Source organism: Maridesulfovibrio zosterae DSM 11974, from assembly GCF_000425265.1.
Classification (GTDB): Bacteria; Desulfobacterota; Desulfovibrionia; order Desulfovibrionales; family Desulfovibrionaceae; genus Maridesulfovibrio; species Maridesulfovibrio zosterae.
In genome coordinates, this window is the sequence record NZ_AUDC01000011.1 from 54,475 (window position 1) to 67,476 (window position 13,002).

Annotated in this window: 9 protein-coding genes; 6 read left to right on the top strand and 3 right to left on the bottom strand. The window is 39.6% G+C overall.

What is annotated here, in order from left to right; translation table 11 throughout:
- Positions 1-67 precede the first annotated feature (67 nt).
- On the top strand, positions 68-646 hold the full coding sequence (locus H589_RS0104425) for a GDSL-type esterase/lipase family protein (protein ID WP_027720914.1): 579 nt from the start codon (positions 68-70) through the stop codon (positions 644-646).
- Between the two features lie 69 nt (positions 647-715).
- Positions 716-1,738: a threonine aldolase family protein gene (locus H589_RS0104430; protein WP_027720915.1), complete on the top strand. Its 1,023-nt coding sequence runs from the start codon at positions 716-718 to the stop codon at positions 1,736-1,738.
- A 78-nt stretch (positions 1,739-1,816) separates the two neighbouring features.
- On the opposite strand, the gene H589_RS0104435 is transcribed toward H589_RS0104430, so the two are convergent.
- Positions 1,817-3,673, bottom strand: a complete 1,857-nt coding sequence (locus H589_RS0104435) for a bifunctional lysophospholipid acyltransferase family protein/GNAT family N-acetyltransferase (protein WP_027720916.1) — start codon at positions 3,671-3,673, stop codon at positions 1,817-1,819.
- Positions 3,674-3,878: 205 nt separating this feature from the next.
- The gene (locus H589_RS0104440) at positions 3,879-4,232 is read right to left on the bottom strand and encodes a hypothetical protein (RefSeq protein WP_035075081.1); all 354 of its coding nucleotides are present in this window, start codon (positions 4,230-4,232) and stop codon (positions 3,879-3,881) included.
- Between the two features lie 126 nt (positions 4,233-4,358).
- On the opposite strand from H589_RS0104440, the gene H589_RS0104445 reads away from it, so the two are divergent.
- Complete coding sequence (locus H589_RS0104445; protein WP_027720918.1) at positions 4,359-6,140, top strand: alpha-amylase family glycosyl hydrolase; 1,782 nt, start codon at positions 4,359-4,361, stop codon at positions 6,138-6,140.
- Positions 6,141-6,259: 119 nt separating this feature from the next.
- Positions 6,260-7,771, top strand: a complete 1,512-nt coding sequence (gene malQ, locus H589_RS0104450; protein WP_027720919.1) for a 4-alpha-glucanotransferase — start codon at positions 6,260-6,262, stop codon at positions 7,769-7,771.
- A gap of 10 nt (positions 7,772-7,781) precedes the next feature.
- Here malQ and H589_RS0104455 read toward each other — a convergent pair whose 3' ends face one another.
- Entirely contained in the window at positions 7,782-9,431 is a 1,650-nt protein-coding gene (locus H589_RS0104455) for an NAD+ synthase (RefSeq protein WP_027720920.1), read from the bottom strand.
- A gap of 194 nt (positions 9,432-9,625) precedes the next feature.
- Between H589_RS0104455 and H589_RS0104460 the strand changes: the two genes are divergently transcribed.
- Both H589_RS0104460 and H589_RS0104465 read left to right on the top strand, forming a co-directional pair.
- Positions 9,626-12,397, top strand: coding sequence for a hybrid sensor histidine kinase/response regulator (locus H589_RS0104460; protein WP_027720921.1), 2,772 nt, complete (start codon positions 9,626-9,628; stop codon positions 12,395-12,397).
- A 123-nt stretch (positions 12,398-12,520) separates the two neighbouring features.
- The gene (locus tag H589_RS0104465) at positions 12,521-12,862 is read left to right on the top strand and encodes a hypothetical protein (RefSeq protein ID WP_027720922.1); all 342 of its coding nucleotides are present in this window, start codon (positions 12,521-12,523) and stop codon (positions 12,860-12,862) included.
- Positions 12,863-13,002 lie beyond the last annotated feature (140 nt).

Below are 13,002 nucleotides of genomic sequence, written 5' to 3' on the forward strand. Positions count from 1 at the left end.
CCATATGTAATTTGGCTCAGATAAAGTTCTAGGTAATTTGAAATAACATTTTTGAAGGAAAGTTAAAATGGAACTGGTATTCATAGGTGATTCTCTCACCTTAGGTGTTGGTGACCCTGAAAGGCTGGGCTGGGCCGGACGTATATGTAAACGAATCGACCCTGACGGATCAAAAATAACAGCCTATAACCTTGGTATTCGAGCTTCAAGTTCTAAACACATCTCTTCCCGCTGGAAATATGAAACAGATAAGCGCATAAATCAAAAAAACAATTCAATGTTAATTTTTTCTTTTGGAGCTGCAGATTTTGTCAACGGGTTGAAACGGAAAGAAAGCATTGCCAATGCAAAACAAATCCTTAAATCAGCCAGCACATTTTTTAAAGTGGCATTTATATCTCCACCACCTGTAATTGATAAACTGCGGGACAGTAATATCTCGGAGCTGTCAGACAACTTAATTGAACTATGCCAGAATCTTGACATTCCATATCTAAACATTAACTACAGTTTACGGAAAAAAACTGCCTATATTGCTGACATTGGCAATGGTGACGGTGTTCACCCTGGCAGTATAGGCTATGAAATTATGACAGAAATTATCTTCGATTTTCTAGCCCCTCTTATCCAACCGAATCTAGATTAAACCCTACTTCCACTACTAACAGCTGTTTTATTCGTAAATTTTTCAGCTGATTCCCAAGGAGTATTAACAATGCGCTCATTTGCCAGTGATAATTATGCAGGAGTTCATCCAGACATAATGGATGCCATAGTCAAAGCAAACCATGATCATATGCCTTCGTATGGCGTTGACCCTATTTCAACTGAAGCTCAACAGCTCTTTCGTGATCACTTTGGAAAAGATGCCAAAATATTTTTCATAGCAACAGGAACAGCTGCCAACACACTTATATTGAAACACCTCACACGCAGCTGGAACAGCGTTATCTGTTCTGAATGCGCCCACATTACCGTCGACGAATGCGGTTCCTGTGAAGCAATTGCCGGAATAAAACTGATCCATGCCCAAACAATCAATGGAAAACTCAGCGTAGAAGCTATCGATCCGATACTCTCAGGAAGACTGGATGTACATCAGAGTCAACCCGCTGTAATCTCCATAACTCAGAATACAGAACTTGGCACACTATACTCGATTAATGAGATCAAAGAAATTTGCGCATACGCCCACAGTAAAGGACTATATGTTCACATGGACGGAGCACGTATTGCTAACGCCTGTGCAGCATTAAATGTCTCACTTAAGGAAATGACTGTTGATTGCGGTGTTGATGCGCTCTCATTCGGCGGAACCAAAAATGGATGTATGTGCGCTGAAGCAGCTGTATTTATTAATCCGGAGCTCGGTGTAAATTTCGAATTTGTCCGCAAACAGGGCATGCAGCTTATCTCCAAAATGAGATATGTCGGCGCCCAGTTCAAAGCTTTGCTAAGCAACGACTTGTGGCTTAGAAATGCCCAACACTCTAATAGAATGGCAGCATTGCTGGCTGAAACTGCCGGCAAAATTAATGGAGTTACTATAACTCAAAAAGTTGAAGCCAACGGCGTTTTCGCCATTATTCCTGAAGAAGTAACCATTAAATTACAAGAAAAATTCCCTTTTTATGTTTGGGATGAATCGACAGGAGAAGTGAGATGGATGACTTCATGGTCTACGACTAATGAAGATATCAATGAATTCTGCTTCTCCCTGCAAGATCTTATGAAATAGTCTCAAATATCCAAATCAAAGAAACGCCCCGATCTGTTCAGTTCGGGGCGCTTTTTTATTAACCGCAGATCATTTATGCTATACGGCAACATTATCGTCATCTCCTTCACATTTTTCACTGATAACAGGTGCAATTTTGCGATGATACTCAAGGTATTTTGTTGCCTTATCTTTACCCATAAACTTTTTTAAACTGCGTTCTGAAGTTTCTAACAGATCAACAACTATCAAACCGTCTAAAGAATTTCCAAAATCAGGATCAACACTAAAACCGGCAAGTTTACCACCAAGCTTCAAATAATGACGCAGCAAAACAGGTATGCCGACACCTCCTTCAATATCCTGCACTACTTTCTCAAGATCATCTGGACTGGAAATTTTTTTTTCAGGCAAAGCTTTTTTCCAGTACTTAAGTTTCTTGAACTTAAGAGGCTTAACCGGCGAAACTAGCTTTGCCAGATCATCACGCCCATTATGTGTCATGAGCGAATCAGCAATAAACTCACGGGATAATTTTTTATAATCATTTGAAATGCTGACACACCCGAATAGGTATCTATATTTAGGATTATTTGAAAGGTACCCTGCCACCCCCTTCCAAAGCATCATTAGTGAGAACATATTACGCTGATATTTTGAGCTAATGAATGAACGTCCAAGCTCAAGAGAAGGACTGACATGATCAAAAAAAGTTTTATCAAATCTAAAAAAAGAATGACTATAAACACCGTTCAATCCAAATCTGTCAATTAACTCATCTGTACGGGCAAAACGATAAGCACCGGCAATTTCACTATTTTCACGACTCCAAAGCACCAGATGTATAAATGTATTATCAAAACGATCCACATCAACAGCCTGTCCGGTTCCCTCGCCAACCTCACGAAATGTTTTTTCTCTGAGCCTACCGATTTCACGCAAAATAAATGGACACTTTGATGAATGGACTTCAAAAACTATAAAATCAGTGTTTTCAGCTAGAATACTGTCTCTGCCCAATGACTCAAGCTCAGAAAGGATTCTATTTTGCCCGATTTTTTCGCATAACGGCTTCTCTTTTTTTCTAAAAACTGGAATCAAAGCTTTATTTTTTTTAAATCTTGACTGGAGTGCATAGGTTCTAAATCTCAAATATTGAATAAGGTCACTATTCTTTTCAAAATCCAGAAGCCGTTCACCGCTAATGGTATTGCCTACTGCAAATTCGACAGAGCCTGACCTTTTCTTTAAATTCTCACGAGGAATCAGAACAGTCCTTAATCTAGGATGGACCATGCCCATGGCCTGAAATAAAGCACTGTTACGTCCATTGAAGAAAACAGGAGTTGCACTTGCTTTGGTTTTCTTTATTATCCCGGCAACAGTCGGACTCCATAAAGGGTCCTCAACTTTACGGTCTTTAATCTTCAAACTGGCTACTTCTCCAGCAGGAAAGACAGCAAGCATCCCTCCTCCTTTTACCCACTTCACAGCCTCTTTCAATCCCGAGATATTACCCATTTGAGAATCTTTACGCCCAAAGGGATCTACAGAAATAAGATGTTCACGCATTTCAGGAACAAGCCCAAGCATAAAATTTGCCATTACCTTCACGTCAGGACGTACCATTTTAAGAATCCTTATCAAAAGGAGACCTTCAACAACACCAAACGGATGGTTAGCTACAACTACTGACGGGCCATTTTTAGGAATTCGTTTAAGATCCTGCTTATCTATTTCAGAATTTACACCTAGAAGCTTAAGGGCTTTACTCACAAAATCTGTCTGCCCATCCCAGCATTTTTCATCCTGCGTAATATTATACAATGAATTTAAATGCGGCAGACACAATAGGCTGGATAGCGGCTTTTCAAAAAGTGAAAAAATAGCCCCTCTAAAAGAATCTTCGAAAGGCGACCTCAGACGAAACAGCTCTGAACATCTTTCATAACCCATTAAGTACTCCCTGCGGTTAATTTTTAGTTACCCACAGTACCGACCATCTTCCCTATATGTGTTACTCTGCAGTGACATATGCTTTACATTTTAATTTTAAATACTTTCTTGTTTTAGATAGAATAATCTATATAAATAAATATAAAAAAGAGAGCAAAATACTCTCTTTTTTATATTTATAACTTGCTAATTGTTTAAAATATAACTACTGAATAGTACCAAGATCGGTTTTCAAGTGCCAATGATCACTCGGAATAGGAAGGCAAAAACTCCTTTCAGCAACATCCGCACAAAGAATAAGTCCTTTTGTCTCCTGATCCCAAAAAACTCGATCAATAAAAAAGGCTATAGCCTGTGAGCTGGTTAATTTCTCTGGACGACTTCCCGGCATGAATCTTTGCATAACTGCGGTTGCAGCCTTTTTGATTGTTCGCACGGCATTTGTAGATATTGCTATATCCTGAAAATCTAACTCATGGAGTGTTGCATTTTCGCCGGCCATGACTTGAGCTATCTTAACCCGCTCCTCAGACGCTTGGGGATTCTGAATGTTATGCATGGTCTGCCTCCTGATTCTGTTTGAAATGTGTAAGTACTTAATCACATGCAAAAGGCGAGCCGAATAAATTAACTACAGTATACCTTATTGTTAAGCAAAAAACAAAACTTCTTAGCGAGAAATTATATGGAAAAATCTTACTTCGGCGCAAGAATACGTAAAAACGGAGACTGTTCCTTCAGAATTTTCGCACCTCACATACAAAAAGCTGAAATAACAATACAAAATACTAATATACATAAAGAAAAATTAAACCAGACTGGACACGGATTTTATGAAACAACAATCAGTAATGTAACACCTGGAACAGCATACTCTTTTACACTGGATAATTTTGCCGGGATACCTGATCCGGCTTCCCGCTGGCAGCCAAATGGATTACGAAACGCTTCTATAGTTATTGATCACCATTTTTTTGACTGGCAGGGAGATAACTTTAAAGGTCTACCCATAAGTGAAATGGTTCTTTATGAAGTTCACGTAGGGGCATTCAGCGCAGAACATACTTTTTCAGGCTTGATCTCCAGACTTGACCACCTAAAAAAACTTGGCATCAATACCCTGCAACTCATGCCTGTTGCACAATTTTCAGGAACTCATGGATGGGGTTATAAAACGTCTTTCCCTTACGCAGTACACAGCCCATACGGTTCTCCGGACGACTTAAAGACTCTTATAAAACGCTGCCATCTTAATGGAATTGCAGTTGTGATTGATGCTTCGTTCGCCAGTCTTAATCCGGTTAGAGAACTTGAACCTGTTTATACTCCTTTTTTCAGTGAAAAGTACTCTCTCCCTCATGGTCTGGCACTAAATTATGATGAAAAACACAGCATTGGAGTACGCGAATATTTTCTTGATTGTGCATTGTCATGGTTCCGAGATTATCGCATTGACGGAATGCGCATTAATGATGCCCACACAATAATTGATCAGACACCAACCCATTTTTTAGAAGAACTCTCCATCAAAGTGAAAGAATTTGCGCTGTTAAATAACAGGAATTGCGTCTTAATCACCGGAGACAAGCGAAACGAGCTGAGGCCAGTCCTTCCCTTTGAAAAGGGTGGATACAATATGGACGCTCTCTATAATGACGACTTTCATAGTGCCCTGCAATATCGTCTTACCGGAGAAAAAGATGGAATTCACAGGGACTATGCTCACCCCGACCGCATTATATCAGCAATGCAATATGGATTCGCTTACCGGGGCGAATTATCGGAGCATCATCAAAGGATTCAGGGACGGACCAAGGCTGAACTCAGTGGCTGTAAATTTGTAGTATACTCTCAAAGTCATGACCCTGATTCTGAACCGCAAGATCATTGCCGCATTATTGAAAAAGCAGGATTCGAAGCGGCCAAACTTAGTGCTGGAGCAACTCTGCTCTCTCCGTACGTACCTATGATTTTTATGGGAGAGGAATATGGTGAATCTGCCCCATTCGACTATTTCTCAAATACAGAATCCCTTCCTGATGCAAAACACACCTTTGAAAACTGCCAGTTACATTGGAACAGTACAGAATCAGCACAGGGAAAAGCAATGCTTACCCTTTATAAAAAGTTACTTAAAATAAGACAGGAGCATCCTGCTATTCATGAAACATGTCGAAGTCGTTGTCAGGTTCAGGAAATTAAGCCTGGACTGGTTATGGTTATTCGCAACTCAAAGTCAGGGAATAGACAGTACGCAGCAACCCTATTTAATTTTAATAACAAAGAGTCAGAAGCCAATTTTTCAAACCACCTACCGGACGGATTATGGGGAGTTGAGTTATACAGCGCAACACCAGACTTAGGAGGATCAGCACACCCCTTGCCATCGAAAGTATCCAGAAAGAGCGTTATCAACTTAGCACCGCAATCTTTTGTCCTTCTACTCCACCAGACAATAAAGAATTAGGAGCAGACTGTTCCACCATAAAATCTGTTTACTTTACATCTCCCCCCTTGCTCTGCAATATGGTATGTATATAGTTATTCCCACAGCTAAACTATTCCTGCAGAGCAAGGAGTTTTTATATGAAACGTTCAAGCGGCGTACTTTTACATTTTACTTCATTACCATCACGATTTGGTATCGGTGATCTAGGGCCGGCAGCTTATGATTTTGCAGACTTTCTGGCAGAAGCAGGTCAAAGATTCTGGCAAGTTCTGCCGATAACTCCGACGTCACCGGAATTATGCAACTCCCCATATTCAGGTTTCTCTGCATATGCCGCTAACCCGATTCTCATCAGCCCTGAACTTATGGTCGAATACGGACTGCTGGAATACGAAGAAATACTTGAATGCACACTTCCAGACAGCGAACATGCTGATTTTAAATCGGCACTGCATATAAAAAAAACATTACTGCGCAAAGCATTCAGCCGAAATGCCAACACTATTCTCGATAATCCGTCATTCAATCAGTTTATCTGGGATAATATGCACTGGATTAATGATTTTGCTCTTTTCACAGCCGTAAAAAAACATTTTGCAAATGAAAGCTGGACCAAATGGCCGGAAGATATCAGAGACCGCACTGAAGAAGGTTTACACCATTGGGGAGAAAAACTTTACCGAGAAATTCTATTCGTAAAATTTTGTCAATGGATTTTCTTCCGCCAGTGGGGTCAGCTCAAAGATCACCTTGATGAAATCGGAGTTGAGCTGATTGGAGATGTGCCCATATATGTGACCCATGACAGCTCGGATGTATGGGCTAATCGACGTATTTTCAAACTTGATGAACATGGAAACTCATACTGCGTTGCAGGTGTTCCACCTGACTATTTCAGCAAGACAGGACAACTCTGGGGCAATCCGGTATACAACTGGGATGTTCTCAAAGAAGAAAACTTTGGCTGGTGGCTCAGCAGGATGAGGCACAACCTAGGACTCTATCACTGGGTTCGGCTTGACCATTTTAGAGGGTTTTCTGCATACTGGGAAGTTCCGGCTGACGCAAAAACAGCTATTGAAGGATATTGGGTACCAGCTCCAGGACACGATTTTTTTGAAAAACTCAGCTGCAATGAAGGATGCCTGCACATTATAGCTGAAGATCTGGGACATATAACCCCGGACGTTACCTATTTAAAGGACAGATTCCATCTTCCGGGTATGAATTTACTGCAGTTCTCATTCGGAGATGATATAGGCTACTGTGGTGATGCACTGCATAATCACCGACGAAACTCAGTAGTTTATACTGGAACCCACGACAATAACACTAACCGTGGTTGGTATAATGACGATGCAGATGAGATAAGCCGTAGACACCTGCTGGCCTATCTCGGACTGAACTGGATAGACGAATCTACAATTTCATGGAAACTTATTAGACTGCTTATGTCCAGCGTAGGCTGCCTATGCATAATTCAAGCACAGGATCTACTGAATTTAGACAGCAAAGCACGTATGAACATCCCCGGAGAAGCGGATGGAAACTGGGGCTGGAAACTCCTGCCGGGACAGCTTACACCGCTCATCCGCGAACGTCTTGGTGAAATGACCGAACTTTTCGGTCGTACCAGTAAAATTGATTAAATTTCGCTTTTTAACCGGTAAAGCGACAGGCAATAGGCATTCTCCATCCGGTCCCGAAAGCACGGGAAGTTATTTTCAACCCAGGTGCCGCCTGTTTACGCTTAAATTCTGAGAATTTTATAAGCCGTAAGACATGTTTTACAATTTCTGGATCATAACCAGTTTCAGCAATAATTTCACTTTCGGCCAGATGTTTTTCAACTCGCAACTCAATTATGCAATCCAAAACATCATAAGGAGGTAATGAATCTTCATCCTTTTGATCAGGACGCAGTTCTGCAGAAGGAGGTTTTGATATTATGGGAGCCGGTATTATTTCACCACGATCCTGTTCATTCAGCCATCGGCAAACTTTAAAGACCAGAGTTTTATAAAGATCTGAAATAACGGCTAATCCACCAGCCATATCTCCATAAATTGTACAATAGCCCACAGCAAGTTCACTCTTATTGCCAGTTGTAACCAATAAGGCTCCAATCTTGTTTGATATAGCCATTACAAGATTACCGCGGATTCTGGACTGAATATTTTCTTCAGTCACGTTGGCAGGTAACCCCTTAAAAGTCGGAGCAAGGGCCTGCTCAAACTCTTTCATCAGATTATGGATGGGTATTGTAGTAGAATTTATACCAAGATTCTCAACAAGTGCAATTGAGTCATCCACACTCCCTTTACTGGAGTATGGCGACGGCATAAGAACTCCGGTTACATTCTCAGGACCGAGAGCCTCTGCGGCCACGGCTGCTGTAAGAGCTGAATCAATTCCGCCTGAAAGTCCCAAAACAACCTGTTTAAATCCAGTTTTAGACAGATAGTTATTAAGGCCGAGCACCATTGCATTCCAGGCTTCAGCTTCTTCAGAAAAATCATCAGCCGCAATATTACCTTTAGTACATTCAGAATCAACAACAACAATATCTTCTTTAAATCCATGACCACGCGCAACAAGTCTGCCATCAACACCAAATGCGCAGCTTCTACCGTCAAATACCAGATCATCATTTCCCCCAACCTGATTGGCATACAAGATGGGAACCTTATACTTGGAAGCAATCGCTCCGAGCATCTCCTCACGATCTAATTGTTTACCTATATTAAAAGGAGACGCAGAAAGATTGATAATAATATCCGGATGTTCAGCCATCATATCATGGATTGGATTGCGTCCGTAACGCTTTTGAAAAGTATCACCACTATCATTCCAGATATCTTCACAGATGGTTACACCTATACGCTTTCCACCTAACTCAAAAAAATTAATATCCTGTGCAGGTTCAAAATAACGCTGCTCATCAAATACATCATAGGTGGGCAGCAGCCATTTATAAAAAGCTCGTGGAACAGTACCGTGTTCAATCAGCCATGCTGCATTGCGCAGAGGATTACCCATTTTATCATGATTAATATCAACTCCCCCGGCAAGAAGAGCCATCCCTTCAGGAATGCTATGAGAAAGCTCAGTTACAGCATCTCTGCAGCGGGCAACAAAATCAGCATTAAGGAGCAGATCGCGTGGAGGATATCCGGTAATTGCAAGTTCAGAAGTAACACATAGCTTCGCGCCATGATCAGCGGCCTTATGAACGCCGTCAATAATAAGCTGAAGATTTCCCTCAAGATCTCCAACAGTCAAATTCAATTGCAACAGGGCTATATTCATGAATTATTAACCATCCTTAATATTTTAGTGCGAATTGTTTAACGCTTGCCGTGCAGGTTGTCTACATATTAGAAATTATTATCACCCTGAATTACACTGTAATCTTGCAACAAATATGCTGCAATGTTAAAGATTTGTATCTACCCTATAAAAATAGCAAATTAAAAACAAATACATCTAACAACGGATTAAAATTGTTTAAAATTGATAAAGTCCAAACACGCATCGGTATATTAATCATATCAATATCGTTGATCACTTTCATTATATCAGGAGCATATGACTACAATGCGATGCGTAGTAACATGCTTCAAGAAATGAATGTAAAAGCAAATGGACTTGTTGAAAGACTTTCTGAATCGCTTATAACCCCTCTCTGGAATGTTGATCAGGCTGCAATAAACAGGATTATCATGTCAGAAATGAATGATAAAAGAATCCAAGCAATTCTTGTAACTGAAGATAATGGGAAAAATGTTTTTTCAGGAAAAGTAAGAGATAATAACTGGAATATTACAAGCTTTACAGCATGGCCACAAGGAAAGCTGATTAAACGAAAAGCAGAAATTTCAATCATGAAGCAGCCAATAGGAGCAGTTGAAATTTTTCTTACTCCTAAATTCATTGAAGATGAATTGTATCAGTCACTGCTAAATTCATTGTTAAGGACTATGCTCCTTGTTGCACTACTAATGATTACACTGTTCATTGCAATGCACAGAATTCTAATTTCACCTATTATCAAACTTACACAAACGGCAAAACAAATTTCTGTTGATAAAAATTACAGCGCTCGTGTTAAATTTAATTCACGTGGAGAAATGAAAACTCTTCTCGATAACTTCAATAATATGCTTCAACAAATTGAAGAACAAGACCAAAAACTTAAAGAATATAGTGGACAGCTTCAAGAAAGAATACACCAAAGCAATAAAAATCTTGAAAAGAGTTACAAAGAATTAAAACAAATTAATAAGGAACTCGAAAGTGCAAAAGACGCAGCTGAAGCTGCATCAAGATCAAAAAGCCAGTTCATGGCAAATGTCAGCCATGAAATAAGAACTCCTATGAATGCCATTATAGGCATGGCAGACCTTACTCTTTCTACAGACTTAAATGCAAAGCAGCGTGAATTTTTAAAAATTATAGTAAGTTCAGGTCATGTATTGCTACGATTGATAAATGATATCCTTGATTTTTCAAAAGTGGAGGCTGGCAAACTAACTTTGGAAGACGTTAACGTAAACCTGCATCAACTCATCTATGATACGTCTGATTTATTTGTCGAGCAAATGATTGCATCACAAACCGAGCTTGCCATTGATATTCGCCCTGATGTCCCGAAAAGAATCATCTGTGATCCCTTGAGGCTGAGACAAGTTCTTATTAACCTCACAGCAAATGCCTTTAAATTCACGAACAAAGGTGAAATTACAATCACAGTTTCAGCAGATATGTTAACCCAGAATAAGTCTGAAATTATTTTTGCCATCAAAGATACTGGAATAGGGATATCAGAGGAAATTCAACCTCATCTTTTTGAAGCATTCAAACAGGCAGATGGATCAACTACTAGAAAATATGGTGGAACAGGTTTAGGGCTGACTATTTCAAAAAGGATTGTAAACCTGATGGGTGGAAGCATCTGGTTAAGAAGTAAAACAGGGGAAGGCAGCACCTTCTTCTTTACTATAACTCCTAAATTAGCGCCCAATACTTCAGCATCAGAATATCTTCTACCGGAAGAATTGCAGGAATCTCCTGTTCTGATAATTGACGATAATCTTGCTGTAAGAAGTGTTCTAGCACGGCATCTTAAAGGATTCGGATTTGTGCCTACAACCGCACATTCAGCTGAAGAAGGCATTGAAATATTAAAAAATAAAGAAGGACCTCCATTTAGATTAGTTCTTATAGACTTAAAACTCCCCGGAATGAACGGAGATGAGGCAAGCAGAAAAATCCGCGAAATGTTTTCTCAAGAAGAGCTACCTATATTAATGATTACCGCAACAGAAGTAGATGCAGCTCTCAGCAAGGCACATAAAGCAGGTATAACCAGATTGCTGACCAAACCAATTAAACAGGCATCTCTTTTTGACACAATAATGCGAACATTCGGTCATGATATCCCTAAGGATTTTACCTATGAACCATTCAAAGAGATTGAAAAAGAATTTCGAGGGTTCAAAGTTCTTCTAGTTGAGGACAACCCTATCAATCAACAAGTTGCTGAACATATTTTAATCGCAACAGGACTAACCGTTGAATCTGCTGCAAACGGTAAAATTGCAGTAGAAATGATTAAAAACAATAGTTACGACATCATTCTCATGGATATCCAGATGCCTGAAATGGATGGTTACGAGGCAACAGATACAATTCGCAACAAAATGGACATAGTAGACCTGCCTATCATAGCCATGACAGCCCATGCTATGCGCGGAGATAAAGAAAAATGCCTTAAAGCTGGAATGAATGACTATATTCCAAAACCAATTGATAAAGCACAAATGATAAGTACCATCCGTTCTTTTCTTATCAAAGAAAATAAAACTGATCACAATGCTGCTATCAATTCCATCCCCAAAAATAAGCCCGATCCAGGAAATTCTATAAAACTGAATTCAATTAATATTAATGAAGTGTTGGAACGTATTGGTGGTGATTTTAATATACTTACCAGTATTCTTATTAATTTTGAAAAATATAACAGGGATTTTATAGCAGATACTCAGGATCTACTCAAAAAGGATAAGCTTAAGGAAGCCGGTGATAAGGCACACACTCTGAAAGGGTCTGCAGCAAATATATCAGCAACAGAACTATCCTCCGCAGCGTTTGATCTGGAAAAAGCATGTAAATCAAATAACAAAAAACAGGCTGAGTTGAATCTGGCAGTTGTTAATGAAAATCTCCATCAACTGGCATTGGAAATTCACAAATTGACCAAAGAAAAACAGTAAAGACATTTCTTTAAAATATTGACATCAAAATTAATGTTCACACTTAGCTTCATTAAGTTGAAATTATTTCGTAAATGAGGCAGAAATTCTGCATCAAGCAAGACTGTAAAAAAGGAATTAAATATGGCTCTCATGTTCGGCAGTCCAAGCCGCAAAGGACGCAAGTCTGTGGAAGATGCAAAAAAAGATCAACGCCTTGAAATGGCGCGTAATATCTATCTCGCAGGCAAAATAAAAATTGTCACTACCGAAGTAGTTCCCAACCGTGAAGTTACCGGAACTTTTGGTCTTATTGTTTGCAGAAGCTATAACTTCGACAACGCTTTCTACGGTCTTATAGCTCAGGCGATAGACGCAAATGCCGATGCAATACTAAGTTACCGTGAATCTGTATCCTTTCACCCTGAAGGAGATAAATTTTATTCATGCTACGGAACGGCTGTGCGGCTCAAAAAAATTAAATAACCCGTAAATGATTGAATAAGATACTCCTTATCAAGGTAACAAATATTAATCTCGCCGAGAAGAAAGACTGCAGTCAATTTCAAAAAAGGAATCGGGTAGACACAATAATTAAAATTTTAGAATCTACCCGATTTTATTTA